Source organism: Streptomyces broussonetiae (genome assembly GCF_009796285.1).
GTDB lineage: Bacteria > Actinomycetota > Actinomycetes > Streptomycetales > Streptomycetaceae > Streptomyces > Streptomyces broussonetiae.
In genome coordinates this window covers 4,894,285-4,915,820 of record NZ_CP047020.1, presented here as the reverse complement: position 1 = coordinate 4,915,820, position 21,536 = coordinate 4,894,285, and the positions used below count along the sequence as shown (strand labels likewise).

At 67.7% G+C, this 21,536-nt stretch carries 18 protein-coding genes; 9 read left to right on the top strand and 9 right to left on the bottom strand.

Annotation, left to right across the window (positions count from 1 at the left end; genetic code table 11):
• Position 1: 1 nt before the first annotated feature.
• Positions 2–2,386 carry a DUF6049 family protein gene (locus GQF42_RS22795; RefSeq protein WP_158922715.1) on the bottom strand — a complete coding sequence of 795 codons (2,385 nt, stop codon included), beginning with the start codon at positions 2,384–2,386 and terminating at the stop codon, positions 2–4.
• 298 nt (positions 2,387–2,684) lie between these two features.
• Between GQF42_RS22795 and GQF42_RS22790 the strand changes: the two genes are divergently transcribed.
• Positions 2,685–4,127: a CCA tRNA nucleotidyltransferase gene (locus GQF42_RS22790; protein WP_158922713.1), complete on the top strand. Its 1,443-nt coding sequence runs from the start codon at positions 2,685–2,687 to the stop codon at positions 4,125–4,127.
• Between the two features lie 105 nt (positions 4,128–4,232).
• Here the strand turns inward: GQF42_RS22790 and GQF42_RS22785 are convergent, their stop codons facing one another.
• From GQF42_RS22785 to GQF42_RS22770, 4 genes are all read right to left on the bottom strand, one after another.
• Positions 4,233–4,745 carry an LppU/SCO3897 family protein gene (locus GQF42_RS22785; RefSeq protein WP_158922711.1) on the bottom strand — a complete coding sequence of 171 codons (513 nt, stop codon included), beginning with the start codon at positions 4,743–4,745 and terminating at the stop codon, positions 4,233–4,235.
• Positions 4,746–4,870: 125 nt separating this feature from the next.
• The gene (locus GQF42_RS22780) at positions 4,871–6,133 is read right to left on the bottom strand and encodes an MFS transporter (RefSeq protein ID WP_158922709.1); all 1,263 of its coding nucleotides are present in this window, start codon (positions 6,131–6,133) and stop codon (positions 4,871–4,873) included.
• Positions 6,134–6,273: 140 nt separating this feature from the next.
• On the bottom strand, positions 6,274–7,356 hold the full coding sequence (locus GQF42_RS22775; protein WP_158922707.1) for an inositol-3-phosphate synthase: 1,083 nt from the start codon (positions 7,354–7,356) through the stop codon (positions 6,274–6,276).
• Positions 7,357–7,399: 43 nt separating this feature from the next.
• Positions 7,400–8,083: a PadR family transcriptional regulator gene (locus GQF42_RS22770; RefSeq protein WP_158922705.1), complete on the bottom strand. Its 684-nt coding sequence runs from the start codon at positions 8,081–8,083 to the stop codon at positions 7,400–7,402.
• Between the two features lie 777 nt (positions 8,084–8,860).
• Here GQF42_RS22770 and GQF42_RS22765 point away from each other — a divergent pair.
• Both GQF42_RS22765 and GQF42_RS22760 read left to right on the top strand, forming a co-directional pair.
• Positions 8,861–11,134: a transglycosylase domain-containing protein gene (locus tag GQF42_RS22765; RefSeq protein ID WP_158930457.1), complete on the top strand. Its 2,274-nt coding sequence runs from the start codon at positions 8,861–8,863 to the stop codon at positions 11,132–11,134.
• A gap of 129 nt (positions 11,135–11,263) precedes the next feature.
• The gene (locus GQF42_RS22760) at positions 11,264–12,808 is read left to right on the top strand and encodes a glycosyltransferase family 87 protein (RefSeq protein WP_199272759.1); all 1,545 of its coding nucleotides are present in this window, start codon (positions 11,264–11,266) and stop codon (positions 12,806–12,808) included.
• A 90-nt stretch (positions 12,809–12,898) separates the two neighbouring features.
• Here the strand turns inward: GQF42_RS22760 and GQF42_RS22755 are convergent, their stop codons facing one another.
• From GQF42_RS22755 to GQF42_RS22745, 3 genes are all read right to left on the bottom strand, one after another.
• Positions 12,899–13,930, bottom strand: coding sequence for an alanine racemase (locus tag GQF42_RS22755; protein WP_158922701.1), 1,032 nt, complete (start codon positions 13,928–13,930; stop codon positions 12,899–12,901).
• Positions 13,931–14,013: 83 nt separating this feature from the next.
• The gene (femX, locus tag GQF42_RS22750; RefSeq protein WP_158922699.1) at positions 14,014–15,135 is read right to left on the bottom strand and encodes a peptidoglycan bridge formation glycyltransferase FemX; all 1,122 of its coding nucleotides are present in this window, start codon (positions 15,133–15,135) and stop codon (positions 14,014–14,016) included.
• 178 nt (positions 15,136–15,313) lie between these two features.
• Positions 15,314–15,631 (bottom strand): hypothetical protein, encoded by a 318-nt coding sequence (locus GQF42_RS22745; RefSeq protein WP_158922697.1) that lies wholly within the window; start codon positions 15,629–15,631, stop codon positions 15,314–15,316.
• A gap of 272 nt (positions 15,632–15,903) precedes the next feature.
• Between GQF42_RS22745 and rpsF the strand changes: the two genes are divergently transcribed.
• The 4 genes from rpsF to rplI all read left to right on the top strand — a co-directional run bounded on the left by rpsF (position 15,904) and on the right by rplI (position 17,617).
• On the top strand, positions 15,904–16,194 hold the full coding sequence (gene rpsF, locus GQF42_RS22740) for a 30S ribosomal protein S6 (protein ID WP_053660800.1): 291 nt from the start codon (positions 15,904–15,906) through the stop codon (positions 16,192–16,194).
• A 77-nt stretch (positions 16,195–16,271) separates the two neighbouring features.
• Entirely contained in the window at positions 16,272–16,874 is a 603-nt protein-coding gene (locus GQF42_RS22735; RefSeq protein ID WP_158922695.1) for a single-stranded DNA-binding protein, read from the top strand.
• A gap of 41 nt (positions 16,875–16,915) precedes the next feature.
• The gene (gene rpsR, locus GQF42_RS22730) at positions 16,916–17,152 is read left to right on the top strand and encodes a 30S ribosomal protein S18 (protein ID WP_003949403.1); all 237 of its coding nucleotides are present in this window, start codon (positions 16,916–16,918) and stop codon (positions 17,150–17,152) included.
• Between the two features lie 18 nt (positions 17,153–17,170).
• Positions 17,171–17,617, top strand: a complete 447-nt coding sequence (gene rplI / locus GQF42_RS22725; protein WP_158922693.1) for a 50S ribosomal protein L9 — start codon at positions 17,171–17,173, stop codon at positions 17,615–17,617.
• 137 nt (positions 17,618–17,754) lie between these two features.
• On the opposite strand, the gene GQF42_RS22720 is transcribed toward rplI, so the two are convergent.
• A complete protein-coding gene (locus GQF42_RS22720) occupies positions 17,755–19,092 on the bottom strand; it encodes an MATE family efflux transporter (protein ID WP_158922691.1) in 1,338 nt (445 codons plus the stop codon).
• A gap of 480 nt (positions 19,093–19,572) precedes the next feature.
• Here GQF42_RS22720 and dnaB point away from each other — a divergent pair, with 480 nt between their 5' ends.
• Positions 19,573–21,051 carry a replicative DNA helicase gene (gene dnaB, locus GQF42_RS22715; protein WP_158922689.1) on the top strand — a complete coding sequence of 493 codons (1,479 nt, stop codon included), beginning with the start codon at positions 19,573–19,575 and terminating at the stop codon, positions 21,049–21,051.
• A gap of 49 nt (positions 21,052–21,100) precedes the next feature.
• Positions 21,101–21,439 (top strand): cyclic-phosphate processing receiver domain-containing protein, encoded by a 339-nt coding sequence (locus GQF42_RS47300; protein ID WP_325100343.1) that lies wholly within the window; start codon positions 21,101–21,103, stop codon positions 21,437–21,439.
• Positions 21,440–21,536: the final 97 nt, after the last annotated feature.

Here is a 21,536-nt window from a genome sequence, read left to right as displayed (position 1 = left end):
CTCAACGGTCCACTCTCTCACCCGTCCCGGACGGGTCGGTGTTTTCCGGTGCGGTGTCCGGCGCAGGGTCACTCGGCTGCTGCGGGTCGTCTGCCCCGGCGGGAGAGTCGGATTCCTCCGGTTCCTCCGGGAGACGACCGGCAGGTGTGTCAGGGTTCCCGGGCTCGTCCGGACCGTCCTCCCCCGCCGCGTCCGGGCCGTCCTCCTCGGCCTGACGTGCGGCCGCGCGCTTGCGCTGCGTGTACATCCGGAAGCCGGCGAGGACGAGGAGGAGCACACCGCCGCCGATGACCAGCATCACGGTGGGCGTGACCTCGGTGACCTTCACATCGAAGGTGACGGCGTCGCCGTACTCCTGGCCGTCCTCGGTGTACAGCTGGGCGACGACCGTGACCCGGCCGTTGGCGTTGGCCGAGGTGGCGAACTTCACGGACTGGCTGTGTCCGCCGGAGACCGAGACGGGCTGTTCGGAGTACGCCTTGCCGCCGATCTTCAGACGGGTCGGCATGGTCGAGGTGAGGCGCAGGACCAGGTGCCCGGCGGGCTGGACGAGGTTGTTCTGGACGGTCACCGGGATGGTGGCGCTGCGGCCGGAGAGCTTGGTCTCCGACTTGTCGATCAGCTTGACCTGGGCGGACAGATCGTCGAGCCATGCCTCGACGCCGTTGCGGTAGTTCTCCGCGTCTCCGCTCCTGCCGCGCCAGGACGTGGCCATCTCACGGTTTATGGCTCGCCCGAACGGCGTGACGACGCGGGAGCGGTCGGTGAGGATCACCTGGAAGTTGTCGAGCTTGTCCTGGGTGCGCGCGATCTGCCCGAATGCCGCCGTCGGCAGCTCCAGCCGGCGCAGCGAGGAGGGGTAGGCCTGCGACGACGGGATCTGCGTGGTGGCGTTCGGGTCGGGCTTGTCCTTGGCCGCCGCGGTGAGGTCCTGGGACTGGGACCAGTTCGCACCGTCGAGCGCCTTCAGCCCCGCGGCCATCGCCTGGGCCTGGCTGGCTGTGGGCATGCGCTGGGGGGCGACGACGATGCTGCGCTGTTTGTCCGTCTGCGCGTTCACCTCGAGGCTCTGCGCCAGGAACTTCTGCACGGCCAGCGTCGTCGAGTCCGCCTTGGTCAGATCGCCCTCGAAGGCCGTGGAGAGCCGGGCGTCGGAGACCACCGCGGTGGTGCCTCCGCCGACCGGGCGGGCGGCGGAGGGTGTGTACGGCAGCCCGGCGGTCTCCTGGAGGCTGTCGCTGCGGGCGATCACACGGTCGGCTCCTGCGGAGGTGGCGACCTTCATGATCGATGGGTCCACGGCGCCGTCCACCGGCCACGCGAAGTCGGTGCTCGGTGTGACATGGAGCACGGTCTCGACGGTGGTGGCGGCGACGTCGGTGGCGTCCTTGAGGTGGCTGAGCGAGCCGGTGACGCTGGTGCCGTTGTGCGCGAGGGACGCCAGGTCCGGGTCGCCGAAGGGCAGCGCGACGACTTCCTTGCCCGCCACAGCGTCCTGCAGGTCCGCCAGCCACTGCTTGGCGACCGCCTGGTGATCCTTGGGGCCCGGCGTGGTGGTGCCGTTGTCCCCCGGGAGCCGGTAGTTGCCGGTGGCCATCGCGTCCACCGAGGCCAGCAGGTCCGGGTCGATCACCCAGGTGACGTCCAGGTCCTTGCCCAGGTCCACCATCTGCGCCAGCCGACCGCCCGGCGACAGTTCCTTGGCCAGTTGGTCGTTGCTGAACACCGGTGTCTGCAGCTCGCCGGCGCCCGTCTTGGCCGTCATGTGGACCGTGGAGATCAGTGGCCACAGGAACGTCGTCTTCGTCTTGGTGTCGGCCTCGGACGGCTGCCACGGCAGGAACGTCCGCTGGATGCCGAGCACCTGGTCCCAGGGCTGGGCAGAGGTCTGGCCGGACAATGAGACCCCGAACTCGTAGACGCCGTCCTCGCCGAGGTCCAGCTTGTCCACGGGCACGGAGATACTGAAGTGCTCGGCGACGCCCGGAGTCAGCGTGGCGAACTTCTCCACGTACTTGCCGCCGACCTCAGTGCCGGTATTGCCCTGCAGATCGTCGGAGTGCTGGGTGACGGCGTCGATCGCCGAGCGGGTGTTCAGCTCGGGGCCCACCCGTAGGCCCACGTGGGCGCCGGTGACGGCCTGCTTGCCGTTGTTGGTCACCGTGCCGGACACGGTCAGCGTGTCGCCGTCCGTGGGCGCATTGGGCGTGAGCGAGTCCAACGCGACGGACACCGGGTCGGAGGAGTCGGCCTGGGCGGGCGCCGCAGCGGGCAGCTGGAGCAGTGCGGCCAGCAGAGGTGCCCCGGCGAGCAGCGCTCCGGTGCGCCGCAGCCAGCGGCGGGCAGGGGAGGCACCGGTTGCCTGGAAGTCAGCCGCCTCGGCCACGCGCTCGCCCGTCCCTCGTCGTCAGTGGTCGTCGGAATGTGCGTCCACGCATGGTAACGAGGCGCGCTGAGGGTAAGTGCCGCGGTCTCCGTCACAAGATCGAAGAACTCCGACGACCTGTCCTCTATATCCAGTATCGAGGGGAGAGCTTCCGTACGCCGCAAGAGCAGCTCTTGCGGCGGTATGCCAAGAGGTGTCCACGGCCTCTTTCACCGGGCCGTCCCGTGATCTTCACTGGGCCGCCCCTCGATGAAATGAAGGACACCCCTCGTCGTCGGGGCACGTACCCTGTTCTGTTGTGCCGAACCCCAACGAAGACACCCCCTCCGCCCTGAGCCAGGCGCAGCATCGCGCGGTCACCGAGCTGCTGCGGGTGGCCCCGGTCGCCGATGATCTCGCCCGCCGATTCCAGGAGGCCGGGTTCTCCCTCGCCCTGGTCGGCGGATCGGTGCGCGACGCGCTGCTCGGCCGGCTCGGCAACGACCTGGACTTCACCACAGACGCCCGCCCCGAGGACGTCCTGAAGATCGTCCGGCCCTGGGCCGACGCCGTCTGGGAGGTGGGGATCGCCTTCGGCACCGTCGGCGCGCACAAGGACGGCTACCAGATCGAGATCACCACCTACCGGTCGGAGGCCTACGACCGCACCTCGCGCAAGCCCGAGGTGTCGTACGGAGAGTCCATCGAGGAGGACCTCGTCCGCCGGGACTTCACGGTCAACGCGATGGCCGTGGCGCTGCCTCAGAAGGAATTCATTGACCCGCACGGCGGCCTCGAGGACCTCGCGGCCCGAGTGCTGCGGACACCGGGCACCCCCGAGGAGTCCTTCTCGGATGATCCGCTGCGCATGATGCGGGCGGCCCGGTTCGCCGCCCAGCTGGATTTCGTGGTCGCTCCTGAGGTCGTCACCGCGATGACGGACATGGCCGGGCGTATCGAAATCGTCTCGGCCGAGCGGGTCCGGGACGAGCTGAACAAACTGATCCTCTCCGCGCACCCCCGCAAGGGCCTGTCCCTGCTCGTCGAGACCGGGCTAGCAAGCCATGTGCTGCCCGAGCTGCCGGCACTGAGCCTGGAGCGGGACGAGCACCACCGGCACAAGGATGTCTACGAGCACACGCTGATCGTCCTGGAGCAGGCGATCGCGCTGGAGCAGGACGGTCCCGACCTCGCGCTCCGGCTCGCCGCGCTGCTGCACGACATCGGCAAGCCGCGCACGCGCCGCTTCGAGAAGGACGGCCGGGTCTCGTTCCACCACCATGAGGTGGTCGGCGCGAAGATGACCAAGAAGCGCATGACCGCCCTGAAGTACTCCAATGAGCTGGTGAAGGACGTCTCGCGGCTGGTCGAGCTGCATCTGCGCTTCCACGGTTACGGCACCGGGGAGTGGACGGACTCAGCGGTCCGCCGCTACGTCCGTGACGCGGGTCCACTGCTGGACCGCCTGCACAAGCTGACCCGGTCGGACTGCACCACCCGCAACAAGCGGAAGGCCGCGGCGCTGTCCCGGGCCTACGACGGGCTTGAGGATCGCATCGCCGAGCTGCAGAAGCAGGAGGAGCTGGACGCCATCCGCCCGGACCTGGACGGCAACCAAATCATGGAGATCCTCGGCCTCGGCCCCGGCCCGGCAGTCGGCAAGGCGTACAAGCACCTGCTGGAGCTGCGTCTCGACAACGGCCCGATGGAGCACGACGCGGCGGTGGCGGCGCTCAAGCAGTGGTGGGCCGAGCAGGGCTGAGGCAGTGAAGTGGGGTGATGTTTCACGTGAAACATCACCGTCCGGACCGAACGTGCCGTGGGGCGGTGTTTCACGTGAAACACCGCCCCACAGCACGTTCAAGCGCTACTTGTTGTCTCCCAGGCAGAGGACGAAGGAGTCGCTGCCTTCCTTCCACTCGATGGCCGCGGTCGTTCCCTGGACCGACTGGCAGGCGAGCTGGGCCAGGCTGGTGCTGCCGTCCTTCTTGAGCACCTTGTAGTCCGCCTTCGAGTCGCTGCAGTCCAGCTGCTCGATCTTAGGGTCGGTGCTGCTGCCCTTGTTCGTCAGGCAGTCACCGACAGCCAGCTTTGTGGTGTCGTCCGCGTGGTTGAAGTACCAGCCGCCGGCGATGACGATGAGGCCGACGACGAGGCCGGCTATGCGCAGGTACTTCCTGACGCTGCGCTTGGGCTGCTGAGGAGGCACCGGTGCATACGGTGCCGCGCCCTGCTGGGGGAACCCGGGCTGACCCGGCTGCTGCGCGTAGCCGCCCTGCTGCGGGTAGCCGCCCTGCGGAGGGTACGGGGCCTGGGTCTGGCCGTACCCCGGCTGACCCTGTGCGAATGGATTCTGGCCCTGGGGCGGCGGAGTCGTCACTTTGGGGGTCCCCCTAGAAGAGTGGGTGAGCTGCGCACATAAGTGGCGCGTAAGACGCACGTAAGTTACCGGGGTCCGATGACACTTCTGTGGCTCAGGGGGACTCTGTGGCTCTGATGTGACACTCACCGGCATTCAAAGCGGCCCATAGCACCAGCAACCGCTCCGTAGATGATGGCGATTGTGACGACCAGCGTCGGCGAGCGGCCGTCCGGTGGCAGCATCAGGGCGGCCACTGCGGCGGCACCGACGAAGGCGATGTTGAACAGGACGTCGTAGACGGAGAAGACGCGCCCGCGAAAGCCGTCGTCCACCGACGACTGCACGACCGTGTCGGTCGCGATCTTCGCGCCCTGTGTGGTCAGACCCAGGACGAAGGTCGCGACCAACATGGGGCCGGTGGTGAACGGGAGCCCGAGGGCGAGCTCCAGGACCGCGGCCGCCCCGGCGCACACGGCGATCCAGCGTCCCGGGCCGATCCGTCCCGCAAACCAAGGAGTCACCACGGCTGCCGCGAAGAAGCCGGCAGCCGACGTACCCAAGGCCAGCCCCAGCAGCCGCAGTCCCTCGTCCGCGGTCGAGGCGAAGGCGTACCGGCACAGCATCAGCAGCATGACCAGCAGCGCGCCGTAGCAGAACCGCAGCAGCGTCATCGTGACGAGCGCCCAGGCGGCCTCCCGGCGTGGCGGTGAGACGAGGTGCCGTACGGCTGCGGCCAGGTCGCGGGCGGTGCCGGTGAGCGCCGCCGCCAGGCGGGGCTGGACCAATTCGGGGTCCGGCCCCAGTTGCCCGGGCGCGAGACTCAGGGACGCGAGCGCCGCGCACAGGTACAGGACAGCCCCCAGCAGCACCACCGCTGCGTCGGAGTCGGCCACCACCAGCCGTACGACGAAGGCGAGGCCGCCGCCCGCGGCCGCGGCGAGCGTACCGGCGGTCGGCGAGAGGGAGTTGGCCATCACCAGGCGCTCCTGGTCGACCACGCGAGGGAGCGCGGCGGACAGGCCTGCGAGGATGAAGCGGTTGACGGCGGTGACGCACAGCGCGGAGACGTAGAAGAGCCAGTCCGGGACGCGGGCGACGATCAGCACGGCCGTCGCCGACGCCATCAGTGCGCGCAACAGGTTGCCGTAGAGGAAGACCTGCCGACGGCGCCAGCGGTCCAGCAGGACGCCCGCGAACGGGCCGACCACGGAGTAGGGGAGCAGCAGTACGGCCATCGCCGAGGCGACCGCCGTGGCCGAGGTCTGTTTCTCCGGGGAGAACACGACGTACGCGGCGAGCGCGACCTGGTAGACGCCGTCGGCGCCCTGGGAGAGCAGGCGGACGTACAGCAGGCGTCGGAAGTACCGAAGACGCAGCAGGACGCGCAGGTCACGCACGACAGGCATGCCGCCCAGCCTCACATATGCGGAAGGTCCCCGGGTCGGGAAACCCGGGGACCTTCACAGCCCTGGCAGGAGCGTTTGCGTGCGAACGGTCGCTTTGGCGCGCTGTGCCGTGTCGAGTGAGCGCGCCGTGCCGTGTCGAGTTAGCGCTCGACGTCGCCGCGGATGAACTTCTCGACGTTCTCGCGGGCCTCGTCGTCGAAGTACTGGACCGGCGGGGACTTCATGAAGTACGAGGACGCCGACAGGATCGGGCCGCCGATGCCGCGGTCCTTGGCGATCTTCGCGGCGCGCAGGGCGTCGATGATGACACCCGCGGAGTTCGGGGAGTCCCAGACCTCGAGCTTGTACTCCAGGTTCAGCGGGACGTCACCGAAGGCGCGGCCCTCGAGGCGGACGTAGGCCCACTTGCGGTCGTCCAGCCAGGCCACGTAGTCGGACGGGCCGATGTGGACGTTCTTCTCGCCGAGGTCCCGGTCGGGGATCTGGGAGGTGACAGCCTGGGTCTTGGAGATCTTCTTGGACTCCAGGCGCTCGCGCTCGAGCATGTTCTTGAAGTCCATGTTGCCGCCGACGTTCAGCTGCATCGTGCGGTCCAGGACGACACCGCGGTCCTCGAACAGCTTCGCCATGACGCGGTGCGTGATGGTGGCGCCGACCTGGGACTTGATGTCGTCACCGACGATCGGCACACCGGCCTCGGTGAACTTGTCCGCCCACTCCTTGGTGCCGGCGATGAAGACCGGGAGGGCGTTGACGAAGGCGACCTTGGCGTCGATGGCGCACTGGGCGTAGAACTTCGCCGCGTCCTCGGAGCCCACGGGCAGGTAGCAGACGAGGACGTCGACCTGCTTGTCCTTGAGGATCTGGACGACGTCGACCGGCTCGGCCTCGGACTCCTCGATGGTCTGGCGGTAGTACTTGCCGAGGCCGTCGAGGGTGTGGCCGCGCTGGACGGTGACACCGGTGCTGGGCACGTCGCAGATCTTGATGGTGTTGTTCTCGGAGGCGCCGATCGCGTCCGCGAGGTCGAGGCCGACCTTCTTGGCGTCGACATCGAACGCGGCGACGAACTCGACGTCGCGCACGTGGTAGTCACCGAACTGCACATGCATCAGGCCGGGGACCTTGGACGCCGGGTCGGCGTCCTTGTAGTACTCGACTCCCTGAACCAGCGACGCCGCGCAGTTGCCCACGCCGACGACGGCTACGCGAACCGAACCCATTCCGGTTGCTCCCTGTGTGTACGAGTGAGGCCCTGAGTGGGACTCACGTGGCGGTGTCGCCGGGCGTATCCGTCCGGGGGGTGTCCCCGGGACGGGGCAGGCCGCCCGTCGATCCAGTGGTGGTGTCCTGCTGAGCGGATCCCCCGGACGCGGAACCCCTCAGGTCCCGCCCGGCCCGCTCGCTCTCGATGAGCTCGTTCAGCCAGCGCACTTCGCGCTCCACGGACTCCATTCCGTGGCGCTGGAGCTCAAGTGTGTAGTCGTCGAGGCGCTCCCGCGTGCGTGCCAGAGAGGCGCGCATCTTCTCCAGGCGCTCCTCCAGGCGGCTGCGCCGGCCCTCCAGTACGCGCATGCGCACATCGCGTGACGTCTGCCCGAAGAAGGCGAACCGAGCGGCGAAGTGCTCGTCCTCGTACGCGTCGGGGCCGGTCTGCGAGAGCAGCTCCTCGAAATGCTCCTTACCCTCCGCCGTCAACCGGTAGACGATCTTGGCGCGGCGTCCGGCGAGCGGGGCGGCGAGGGCGTCCTCATGGGTGTTGCCCGGCTCCTCGATCAACCAGCCGCTGGCGACCAGCGTCTTGAGGCAGGGATACAGGGTCCCGTAGCTGAACGCACGGAACACCCCCAGGGACGTGTTGAGGCGTTTGCGCAGCTCATAGCCGTGCATCGGGGACTCGCGCAGCAGGCCGAGGACGGCGAACTCGAGGATGCCGGAACGTCGGCTCATCGTCGCCTCCTCTCGGTCCCGCAGCTCGTTTCCACGGGTCTCGCAATGCCTCTCAGCGTCTTTATCTCGCGCTGATGTATCGACTCGATACATCATGACGATAGAACGACCTTCCGCGGGCGACAAGAGGGACGACGGTGAACGGGATCACATCACCGATTCACACGATGCAAGTTGCCTGTTTTGGGGTGAACTTCGGGGCTCGGCGGGTTTTGGCGATGCGTAGTCTGTGCGGCATGCACATCACCGGGAACCGTGTGGCGTCCGAAGCGCGTCATCGTCCTCGGTGCAGTACGGGTGAATGCAGCACCGACCGCATCCGTACTCCGGGGGGACCGGAAATCAGCCGCCGTTCCAGGCGCGCACGGGTGCGCCTGCCCGAGGAGTAATCGTTCGATGAGCGAGCACCGTCGCAAACCGCCGCCGCCGCAGGGAGGCGGACGTGCCGCGGCCCGACGTGGTCAGTCCGGCTCGTCCTCCGGCCGCCGCGCGACCCCGCAAGGCGCCACCGGGTCTCCTGCTGACTCCTATGGGTCCAGTTCCTATGGGTCGGACAACGATCCGGGAGGTGATGAGCGCCCCTACGGCGGCCGTGCCGAGGCCCGCCGGGCGGCGCAGAGAGGCAGCCGCCGCAGAGGCGCCGACAACACAGGTCCGGGCGGCCGGCGCGGCGGCCCGGGTGGCCCGGGGCGCGGCGGAGGCCGCGCGACGACCGCACCGGGCAAGAAGAGGTTCATCGACTACCCCCGGTCGGGCAAGTACGGCTGGCGCCGCTGGATGCCCTCCTGGAAGCTCGTCACCGGGATGTTCATCGGCTTCGTCGGCAGCCTGGTCGCGCTGGTCGGCGTCGGCTACGCGATGGTCTCCGTGCCCGACGAGAACGCGGCGGCCAAGTCCCAGAACAACGTCTACTACTGGGCCGACGGCACGCAGATGGTGGCCACGGGCACCGGCGTCAACCGGCAGAACGTCAGCATCGACCAGATCCCCTCGGCGATGCAGTGGGCCGTGATCTCGGCCGAGAACAAGAGCTTCTACCAGGACTCGGGTGTCGACCCCCAGGGACTCCTGCGCGCCGTGGTCAACATGGCGCGGGGCGGTCAGACCCAGGGTGGTTCGACGATCACCCAGCAGTATGTCAAGAACACCTACCTGAGCCAGCAGCAGACCGTCACCCGCAAGTTCAAGGAGATGTTCATCTCCATCAAGGTGGGGACGAAGCTCACCAAGCCGCAGATCCTGCAGGGCTACCTGAACACCTCGTACTTCGGCCGTGGTGCCTACGGCATTCAGGCGGCCGCTCAGACGTACTACGGCAGGGACGCGAAGGACCTCACGCCGAGCCAGTGCGCGGTGCTCGCGTCGCTACTCAAGGGCCCGACGTACTTCGACCCGGCGGGCAACGCGGACCTCGACCCGTCGGCGACGGAGAAGGCCAACACGGCGCGCTCGCAGTCACGGTGGAAGTGGATCCTCGAGCAGATGCACAACGATCACCACCTCACCGACGCGCAGTACCAGACCGCCATCGCGAAGTACCCCATGCCCGACGGCCGCAAGGCGACGCGGGGCATGACCGGCCAGATCAGCTACCTGGCGGACACGGCGAAGAAGTACGTCCTCGCGCACTCCGACATCACCGAGGCGCAGTTCGACCAGGGCGGCTACCAGATCAAGACGACCTTCGAGAAGGACAAGGTCAACGATCTGGCAGCGGCCGTGAAGAAGGTCCAGAAGGAGCGCCTCGACCCCAAAAACCGTGACCTGGACAAGTACGTCCAGTTCGGTGCGGCGTCGGTCAAGCCCAAGGACGGCGCGATCGTCGCTCTGTACGGCGGTGACGGATACGAGAACGGTCACTTCACGAACAACGCCGACACCTCCGGTGTCCCGGTCGGTTCGACGTGGAAGCCGTTCGTCCTTGCCGCGGCGATGGAGTACGGCACCTACAACTCCGGTGGTCAGGGCATCTCCCCGCTGAGCAAGTACAACGGCAACGACCACCTCAAGGTGACCAAGCCCGACGGGTCGTACTACCTCAACAAGGACAACTCGTACTTCTTCCAGAACAACGAGAGCCCTCACAAGTGGGGCTACATCTCCCTGCGCAAGGCGATGGAGCAGTCCATCAACACGCCGTTCGTGCAGCTCGGCGTGGATGTGGGGCTGACGAAGGTCAGGGACGTCGCCAAGGCGTCGGGGATCCTCGACGACAGCTTCTCGACGCTGAACCCGTCCTTCGCCATCGGCACCTCGACCCCGAGCGCGATCCGCATGGCTGACGCGTACTCGACCTTTGCCGCCTCCGGTGAGCACACGGACCCGTACTCGGTGACCTCCGTGAAGAAGGACGGTCAGGAGATGCCGGGCTTCACCAAGCCGAAGATCACCTCGGCGATGCCCGAGAACGTGGCGAACAACGTCACGGACGTCCTCCAGAACGTGATCCAGAACGGTACAGGTGAGAACGCCAAGGCCCTGGGCCGTACGGCGGCGGGCAAGACCGGTACCACCGACAGCAACAAGTCGGCCTGGTTCGTCGGCTACACCCAGCAGCTGTCCACCTCGGTGGCGATGTTCCGTGAGAACCCCAAGGACCACGAACTGCTGTCCATGAACGGCACGGCCGGCGTGGAGTCGATCCATGGTGGTGACATCCCGACGTCGGTGTGGACCGAGTACATGAAGGCCGCGCTGAAGAACGCCAACGACCTCGGTTTCCCGAACGCCACCGAGATCGGCAAGGTCCAGGACGAAGCGGGCGCTCCCACCCCGACCCCGACCCCGAGCATCACGCCGAGCCAGTCGGCGACCCAGTCGCCTAGCCCGACGCCGAGCGCGACGAACACGTCCCCGTCCCCGACGGCGAGCGACACCTGCCAGTGGAGCTGGGGCAACAACTGCAACGGCAACGGCAACACCAACGGTGGCACGGACACGGGCGGCACCACCGGGGGAACCTCTCCGGCGCCCACTCCCACGGATACGACCGGCAACGGCAACTCGCGGGGCAACGGCAACGGAGGAATCTTCGCCGGGCCGAACGGTTAGCAGCCGGGCCCGACCGGTTGGTGCCCCTATCGCCGACCGCGGGTGTTTCACGTGAAACATGGGCCGCCGCACCCAGGAGGTGCGGCGGCCCTCGGCTTTTTCCTAGACACGTACGGCAGGATGTGCCCCATGCCCAGTGCAGAGATGACGCCCGCGAGCGTGCACGAGCCCGAGCCCGTGCGGCCCGTAACGGCAGAACCGGTGCAGCCGACCCGCGAGGACGAGGTCGCCGCGGCCGGCAGTGAGCTGATCGGTGGTCCCCTCGGGCGGCGCGCCCTGCTAGGGACCTCCTGGTGGACACCGGTACGGATCGTCGTGCTCGTGGCGGTCGGAATGTTCGCCCTCGGCCTGGTCCAGAAGGCGCCGTGCTACCACAGCGCCTGGTTCTTCGGCGCCAGCTCCCAGTACACGAAGGCCTGCTACTCGGACATCCCGCATCTCTATCAGGGGCGCGGTTTCGCCGACCATCTCGTGCCGTACTTCGACAGGCTTCCCGACGACATGTCCGGTGGCATGGGCTACCTCGAATACCCGGTGCTGACCGGCGTGTTCATGGAGGTGGCCTCCTGGCTGACTCCGCACAGCGGCACGATCCAGCACCAGGAGCAGTGGTACTGGTTCGTCAACGCCGCCCTGCTGATGGTGTGCGCGGTCGTCATCGCCGTCTGCGTGGCCCGCACCCACCGCAGGCGTCCCTGGGACGGCCTCCTCGTCGCGTTGGCACCCGCTGTCCTACTGACCGCGACCGTCAACTGGGACCTGCTGGCCGTGGCGCTCACGGCCGCCGCGATGCTGATGTGGGCCCGGAGCCGTCCCGTCGCCTTCGGCGTGCTTCTGGGCCTTGCCACGGCCGCCAAGCTCTATCCCGTGTTCCTGCTCGGCCCCCTGTTCGTGCTGTGCTGGCGGGCCGGGAAGTGGCGGGAGTTCGTCCAGGCCACGATCAGTACGGTGCTCGCCTGGGTCGTGGTGAACCTGCCGGTGATGATGTTCGCCTTTCAGGGCTGGTCGAAGTTCTACTCGTTCAGCCATGACCGGGGTGTCGACTTCGGCTCCTTCTGGCTGATCTGGGCGCAGAACTCCAGCAACCCGCCTTCCACCGGCTTCGTGAACACCGCCGCCACGGTGCTGGTGCTGCTGTGCTGCCTCGGCATCGCCGCGCTGACGTTCACCGCCCCGCGACGGCCGCGCTTCGCCCAGCTGGCCTTTCTGGTGGTAGCGGCCTTCATCCTGACCAACAAGGTCTACTCCCCGCAGTACGTCCTGTGGCTGGTGCCACTCGCGGTCCTCGCCCGGCCCAAGTGGCGCGACTTCCTGATCTGGCAGGCGTGCGAACTGGCCTACTTCATGGGCATCTGGATGTACCTCGCCTACACGACCAGTGGAGACGCCCACAAGGGGCTGCCGACGAGCGGCTATCAATGGGCGATCGTGCTGCACCTGGTGGGCACGCTGTACCTGTGCGCCGTTGTCGTGCGCGACATCCTCATGCCGGAGCGGGACGTGGTGCGCCGGGCCGGCGACGACGACCCCTCGGGCGGGGTGCTCGACGGTGCGGAGGATGTCTTCGTACTCGGCGCTGCGGCTCATCCGCCCCGGCACGCGGCCCACTTCGAGGGGCCTCAGGTGGACTGGGGCAGGCCGCAACCGCCGTCCTCCGAGAGTCGTTCGCTCTGAGCGAACGGCCAGACGGCCCTGTCGGACGGTCATGAAGAAGGCCGTACACGCTCCTCGCGTGTACGGCCTTCCTGCTGCTCCGGGTCCGGCTCAGCGGTCCACGATCCGGTCGAACTGGGTGGTGGTGTGCCGCAGATGGGCCACCAGCTCGTCGCCGACCTTGGGCTCCGGGGCGTCCGAGGGCACGAACAGGATCGACACCTGCATGTGCGGCGGTTCGGCGAACCAGCGCTGCTTGCCGCCCCAGACGTACGGAGAAAGGTTCCGGTTGACCGTGGCGAGGCCGGCTCGTGCGACGCCCTTGGCGCGGGGCATTACGCCGTGCAGGGCCTTCGGGGCCTCCAGGCCCACCCCGTGCGACGTTCCGCCCGCCACGACGACCAGGAAGCCGTCCGAGGCCGCCTTCTGCTGCCGGTAGCCGAACCGGTCGCCCTTGGCCACGCGCGTGACGTCCAGGACGGCACCGCGGTACTCGGTGGAGTCGTGGTCCCCCAGCCACAGCCGCGTGCCGATACGGGCGCGGAACCGGGTCTGCGGGAACTGCTGCTGGAGCCGGATGAGTTCGTCGGCCTTGAGGTGGCTGACGAACATCGTGTGCAGGGGCAGCCGGGCCGCGCGCAGCCGGTCCATCCAGCCGATGACCTCCTCGACGGCGTCCGAGCCGTCGGTGCGGTCCAGCGGCAGATGGATGGCGAAGCCCTCCAGCCGGACGTTCTCTATGGCGTGGTGCAGCTGCGGCAGGTCCTGCTCGCTGATGCCGTGCCGCTTCATCGAGGACATCACCTCGATGACGACACGGGCGCCGACGAGCCCGTACACGCCGTCCACCGACGACACCGAGCGCACCACCCGGTCGGGCAGCGGCACCGGCTCCTCGCCGCGCCGGTAGGGCGTCAGGACCAGCAGGTCACCGCCGAAGAAGTCCTTGATACGTGCGGCCTCGTAGGTCGTGCCGACGGCGAGCAGGTCCGAGCCGAGCCGTGTGGCCTCCTCGGCGAGCCGTTCATGCCCGAAGCCGTAGCCGTTGCCCTTGCAGACCGGGACGAGTCCCGGGAACTGCTCCTGCACGTGCTTGTGGTGCGCCCGCCAGCGCGCGGTGTCGACGTAGAGCGTGAGCGCCATGGCCGGACCCGGAACCTTTCTCGTGGCTGCGGTGCAGCGGGGGTGTCAGAGCTGTGAAGGCTATGGAATCAAACGGCCATGGCTCAACGACGGGACATGTAGATGTCGAGCGCCTTGTGGAGCAGCTTGTTCAGCGGGAAGTCCCACTCGCCGAGGTACTCGGCGGCCTGCCCGCCGGTGCCGACCTTGAACTGGATCAGGCCGAACAGGTGGTCTGTCTCGTCCAGCGAGTCGGAGATGCCGCGCAGGTCGTAGACGGTTGCGCCGAGCGCGTAGGCGTCGCGCAGCATCGTCCACTGCATCGCGTTCGAGGGCCGGACCTCACGGCCGATGTTGTCGGAGGCGCCGTAGGAGTACCAGACGTGCCCGCCGACGATCAGCATCGTCGCGGCGGAGAGGTTCACGCCGTTGTGCCGGGCGAAGTACAGCCGCATCCGGTTCGGGTCCTCGGTGTTGAGGGCCGACCACATGCGCTGGAAGTACGACAGCGGGCGCGGCCGGAAGTGGTCGCGCACGGCGGTGATCTCGTACAGCCGCTGCCACTCGGCCAGGTCCTGGTAGCCGCCCTGGACGACCTCGACGCCGGCCTTCTCGGCCTTCTTGATGTTGCGCCGCCACAGCTGGTTGAAGTTCTTGTGGACCTCTTCCAGGGAACGGTTCGCCAGCGGCACCTGGAAGACGTAGCGGGGCTGGACGTCGCCGAAGCCGGCGCCGCCGTCCTCGCCCTGCTGCCAGCCCATACGGCGCAGCTTGTCGGCCACCTCGAAGGCGCGCGGCTCGATGAAGTCGGCCTCCATGTCGCGCAGCCGCTTGACGTCCTGGTCCTGGATGCCCCTCTTGATGGTCTCCGCGTTCCAGCGTCGGATGATCACCGGCGGGCCCATCTTCACCGAGAAGGCACCCTGCTGCTTCAGGTGCGCCAGCATCGGCTGGATCCAGTCGTCCAGATTCGGCGCGAACCAGTTGATGACCGGGCCCTCGGGGAGGTACGCGAGGTAGCGCTTGATCTTGGGCAGCTGGCGGTACAGGACCAGACCCGCGCCGACCATTTCGCCCGTGCGCTCGTCGAACCAACCCAGGTTCTCCGAGCGCCACTCCGCCTTGACGTCGGCCCAGGCCGGGACCTGCATGTGGCTCGCCGCCGGCAGGCTCTGGATGTAGGCCAGATGCTGCTCGCGGCTGATGGTCCTCAGGGTCAGGCTCATTCGGGGCGCTCCTCGGGCTGGTGTGTCCCCATGGGTACAGGGGCTCCGGCTCTCGCGCCGAAGCCTACTGCGCCTTGCGAGCGCCCCGACTGGGCGTACGGGCCTTAGTCCCGGCCGGACGTGTGATCAGGGTGGTCCGTGGGGCGGGAAAGGGAGGGGGCGGACGCCCGTCCCACGGTCAGCTGCCGATGACTCCGCCGAACAGCCCGCCGTGTGCCATGCCGATCAGGAAACCGACCCCCGCGGCGCCGAGACCCAGGATCAGACCGAAGCGCTCACGCGTGGTCACGGAGATCCACTGTCCGTAGATACCGACCAGCAGGCCCGCCAGGCCCGCCCACGACGTGAGCAGGTGCAGGCTGTGGAAGAAGGACGTGATGAAGGACAGCACGCCGAGGACGAGCGTGACCCCCATCAGGACGTCCTGCAGCGGACGGCGCTTGCCGTCCGTGGCGAAGAGGGAACCGGCGATGTTGGGATGCATTACCTGTGCCATGGGCACCTCCTGCGGAAGGCGGCGCATAGTAGCGCCGTACACACCCGACGTGTACAGGGTGACGGCCCTCACGCCCGGATTTCAACCGGAAGCGGGTGTGCGGGTAGTCTGTACCGTCTGCACCGGTGTCTGCCCACCCCTGCCCAGGTCACACTGCGGGAGCCCCTACCGGCCCCTGATTGTCAGTGGTGGCCGATACCGTTGCGCACGCATAACAACCCTCCTGCCACGGAACGACCGTGGCCGCTGAGTCCAAAGGAGGTGGGTTCCACATGCGTCACTACGAGGTGATGGTCATCCTCGACCCCGATCTGGAGGAGCGCGCTGTCGCCCCCCTGATCGAGAACTTCCTCTCCGTCGTCCGTGAGGGCAACGGCAAGGTGGAGAAGATCGACACCTGGGGTCGTCGTCGTCTCGCGTACGAGATCAAGAAGAAGCCCGAGGGCATCTACTCGGTCATCGACCTGCAGGCCGAGCCTGCGGTCGTGAAGGAGCTCGACCGCCAGATGAACCTGAACGAGTCGGTCCTCCGGACCAAGGTCCTCCGCCCCGAGATGCACTGAGCCTTCCGCTCAGCTGATCTCGGGATTCGAGTAGCAGCACCCAGCAGCCAGCAGCAAACCCGCCGAGAGGTTCCCCCATGGCAGGCGAGACCGTCATCACGGTCATCGGCAATCTTGTCGACGACCCCGAGCTGCGCTTCACCCCGTCCGGTGCGGCGGTCGCGAAGTTCCGCGTCGCGTCCACTCCCCGCACCTTCGACCGTCAGACGAACGAGTGGAAGGACGGCGAGAGCCTCTTCCTGACCTGCTCGGTCTGGCGTCAGGCGGCGGAGAACGTCGCCGAGTCGCTCCAGCGAGGCATGCGCGTGCTCGTGCAGGGCCGGCTGAAGCAGCGGTCCTACGAGGACCGTGACGGCGTCAAGCGCACGGTCTATGAGCTGGACGTCGAGGAAGTCGGCCCCAGCCTGCGCAACGCCACGGCCAAGGTCACCAAGACCGCCGGTGGTGGCCGCGGTGGCCAGGGCGGTTACGGCGGCGGTGGCGGCCAGCAGGGCGGCGGCTGGGGCGGTGGCCCCGGTGGCGGTCAGCAGGGTGGCAGCCAGCAGGGCGGCGGCGCTCCGGCCGACGACCCGTGGGCGACCGGCGCTCCCGCCGGTGGCAACCAGGGTGGTGGCGGCTGGGGCGGCGGCTCCGGTGGCTCTGGCGGCGGTGGCGGCTACTCGGACGAGCCCCCCTTCTAAGGGCTCGCACCCCAACTTCTTGATCACACAGGAGAAACACCATGGCGAAGCCGCCTGTGCGCAAGCCTAAGAAGAAGGTCTGCGCTTTCTGCAAGGACAAGGTCACGTACGTGGACTACAAGGACACGAACATGCTGCGGAAGTTCATTTCCGACCGCGGCAAGATCCGTGCCCGCCGCGTGACCGGCAACTGCACGCAGCACCAGCGTGACGTCGCCACGGCCGTCAAGAACAGCCGTGAGATGGCGCTGCTGCCCTACACGTCCACCGCGCGCTAAGGGAAGGGTGACCGACACATGAAGATCATCCTCACCCACGAGGTCTCTGGCCTCGGTGCCGCTGGCGACGTCGTCGACGTCAAGGACGGTTACGCTCGCAACTACCTGATCCCGCGGAAGTTCGCTATCCGCTGGACCAAGGGTGGCGAGAAGGACGTCGAGCAGATCCGTCGTGCTCGCAAGATCCACGAGATCCAGACCATCGAGCAGGCCAACCAGGTCAAGGCTCAGCTCGAGGGCGTCAAGGTCCGTCTGGCCGTCCGCTCCGGCGACGCCGGCCGTCTCTTCGGTTCTGTCACCCCGGCCGACATCGCGTCCGCGATCAAGGCTTCCGGTGGCCCCGAGGTCGACAAGCGCCGCATTGAGCTGACCGCTCCGATCAAGACCCTGGGCGCCCACGAGACGTCCGTACGTCTGCACCCCGAGGTTGCCGCCAAGGTCAACATCGAGGTCATCGCGGCCTGACGCTGCGTGATCGCTGTGCTCGCTTGAGCCGGTGAAAGGGGCCGCACCCTTGCGGGGGTGCGGCCCCTTTCCGCTGCCCGGGGTATCCCCATCTTCGGGGTGCCTGTCCCCACCGAGGCATGTTTCACGTGAAACGGTCAGCGGGTGGCGCCCGTCACGATCCAGCGGCCCGAGCGGGCACGCAACCACAGGGTCAACATGCGAACCGCCATCATCAGCGTCATCGCCGTCCACAGCGCGGTGAGTCCGCCGCCAAGTGCGGGGACCAGCAGGGCCAGCGGAGCGAACACGGCCAAGGTGACGACCATGGCTCCGGCCAGGTACGGCCCGTCGCCCGCACCCATCAGGACACCGTCCAGGACGAAGACGATTCCACAGATGGGTTGCGACAGCGCCACCATCAGCAGCGCGGGCAGCGCCGCGTCCTTGACCACGGAGTCGCTGGTGAACAGCGGGAGGAACAGCGGACGTGCGGCCACCACGAGCAGACCGAGCACGACACCGGTGGCGATGCCCCACTGCACCATGCGACGGCAGGCCTCACGCGCGCCGTGGGTGTCGTCCGCGCCGAGATAGCGCCCGATGATGGCTTGACCCGCGATCGCTATCGCGTCGAGAGCGAAGGCCAGCAGGCTCCACAAGGACAGGATGATCTGGTGCGCGGCGATGTCGGCGTCGCCAAGGTGCGCCGCGACCGCCGTGGCGATCATGAGGATCGCGCGCAACGACAGTGTGCGGACCAGGAGTGGAACGCCTGCCTGAGCCGAGGCCCGGATTCCGGCGGCGTCCGGGCGGAGGGAGGCGCCGTGTCGGCGGGCCCCGCGGACGACGACAGTCAGATAGACGGCCGCCATGGCGCACTGGGCGATGACGGTTCCCCAGGCCGAACCGGCGATGCCCAGCCCTGCGCCGTAGACGAGCCCCGCGTTGAGGGCACCGTTGGCGACGAAGCCAGCGACGGCGACGTAGAGCGGGGTCCTGGTGTCCTGCAGTCCGCGCAGGACACCCGTGGCCGCGAGGACGATGAGCATGGCAGGGATGCCCAGCGAGGAGATGCGTAGATACGTCGCGGCGTAGGGGGCCGCGGTCGTGGATGCGCCGAAAAGGTCCACGATGCCCGGGGCGAGAGGAAGGACAACGGCGATGACGCCGGTGCCGAGCAGCAGCGCGAGCCAGATTCCGTCCATTCCCTGCCGGATGGCCGCCGGCAGATCTCCCGAGCCGACGCGTCGGGCCACGGCGGCGGTGGTGGCATAGGCGAGGAAGACGAAGACGCTCACCGCGGTGGTGAGGAGGGCGGAGGCGACGCCGAGACCGGCGAGTTGGGCGGTTCCGAGATGACCGACGATGGCGCTGTCCGCCATGACGAAAAGAGGCTCGGCGACAAGTGCGCCGAAGGCCGGGACGGCCAACGCGACGATCTCTCGGTCGTGCCGCCGCCGGGCGGCCCTGGGTATCGCGGGAGCCTGTGTCATGCGCACTAATCTAATCGTCCACAGGTAAGTGATGCAAGCCAATAGTGACCCTTACGCCTGTGCTTGGAGTGTGTCCTTTCGCGCAGTGTTCGACCGGATCTTGGTCCGACCGGGAAAGTTTTTCTTCTGCACAGCCAGTGGACGGCAAACATGCAGGTCAGAGCGGTCTGCGAGGTGAGATAGAGGGCTTGTTCACAGGGCTGTCCACTGGGTCGTGCACAGGTTTCGGGGAGTTCTCCACAGCATCGGGGCTGTCGTCCACATGGCCTGTGGATAACCAGATTGGCTGACGGTGCCGAGAGGCCTACCGTGGTCCGGCGCCCGCTCCTTCTCTCGGCCTGGGGAGTGTCCTTCCCCGGCCCTGGAATCGTCACAAATCCGACGCGTCAGAACCGGAGTTGGGCCTCTCATTTGTCAGTGTCGTGCCGTACAAAAGAGGACACGGCGAGGTCCGCCGTGCGGACGGGAGGAGGTGGCTCGGTGAGCATTTCCGAGCCCTTGGACGATCCGTGGGCCGACAGCGGGCCCAGTGATCGTCTGCCCGCCTCCCGCCGACGCGGCGACGGTGGCCGGGGTCGTGGCGAACAACACGACCGGGGCCGGGAGAACGGCGAGTGGGACGGCAGCGGGCCGGCCTTCGAGCGGGTGCCGCCGCAGGACCTGGACGCCGAGCAGTCAGTGCTGGGCGGCATGCTGCTGTCCAAGGACGCCATCGCCGACGTCGTCGAGATCCTCAAGGGCCACGACTTCTACAAACCTGCCCACGAGACGATCTACCAGGCGATCCTGGACGTCTACGCCAAGGGCGAGCCGGCCGACCCGATCACCATCGCCGCCGAACTCACCAAACGCGGCGAGATCAACAAGGTCGGCGGGGCGTCGTATCTGCACACCCTCGTCCAGACCGTGCCGACGGCGGCGAACGCCGAGTACTACGCGGAGATCGTCCACGAACGGGCCGTCCTGCGACGCCTGGTCGAGGCCGGCACCCGGATCACCCAGATGGGATACGCGGCCGACGACGACGTCGACGAGATCGTCAACCGGGCCCAGGCCGAGATCTACGCCGTTACCGAGCAGCGCACCAGCGAGGACTACCTGCCGCTCGGCGACATCATGGAGGGCGCGCTCGACGAGATCGAGGCGATCGGCTCGCGCAGCGGCGAGATGACCGGTGTGCCGACCGGGTTCACCGACTTCGACTCTCTGACGAACGGCCTGCATCCGGGCCAGATGATCGTCATCGCGGCCCGTCCCGCCATGGGTAAGTCGACGCTCGCGCTGGACTTCGCACGGGCCGCCTCGATCAAGCACAACCTGCCGAGCGTCATCTTCTCGCTCGAAATGGGCCGCAACGAGATCGCGATGCGTCTGCTGTCCGCCGAGGCACGGGTCGCGCTGCACCACATGCGGTCCGGCACGATGACCGACGAGGACTGGACCCGGCTCGCCCGCCGTATGCCGGACGTCTCGGCCGCCCCGCTCTACATCGACGACTCCCCGAACCTGTCGATGATGGAGATCCGCGCCAAATGCCGGCGCCTGAAGCAGCGCAACGACCTGAGGCTGGTCGTCATCGACTATCTCCAGCTGATGCAGTCCGGCGGCTCCAAGCGCGCCGAAAGCCGTCAGCAGGAGGTCTCGGACATGTCCCGAAACCTCAAGCTGCTCGCGAAGGAGCTGGAGGTCCCGGTCATCGCGCTGTCACAGCTGAACCGTGGCCCCGAGCAGCGCACCGACAAGAAGCCGATGGTCTCCGACCTGCGTGAGTCCGGCTCCATCGAGCAGGACGCCGACATGGTCATCCTGTTGCACCGCGAGGACGCGTACGAGAAGGAGTCCCCACGTGCGGGCGAGGCCGACCTGATCGTGGCCAAGCACCGAAACGGCCCGACAGCCACGATCACGGTCGCCTTCCAGGGCCACTACTCCCGTTTCGTGGACATGGCCCAGACCTGATCCCCGGAAGGGGAGCTTTGGGCGGCTACTCCCCTGTGATGATGATCAGGTGAAAGAGGATCCAGCCGCACTGAAGCCCGTCATCCTCGGCATTGACGACCTTCGGCCGCTCCCCAGGGCCACGCGGATCGCCCGCACCAGCCGCGAAGGCATCCAGCTCCTGCAAGAACACCGCGACAGCTTCATCGACGAACTCTGGCTCGACCACGATCTCGGCGGCGACGACACCATCATGGCCGTAGTGACCCTCATGGAAGAGGCCGCCTTCAGTGGCCGGCCCTTCCGCATAGGAACGGTCTTCGTTCACAGCGCCAACCCCATCGGTGCCGAAGCCGTCGTCCGGGCGCTCACACGCTGGAACTACCCCGTCCGGCGGGCAACGGCCTAGAGAATCCGGGCACAGCCGGGACCTCAGCGTTCGACACGAACCGTGAGACCCTGCGGAAGGCGGCGAAATGGATTCGACGCCCGCTGTTCCACCAGAT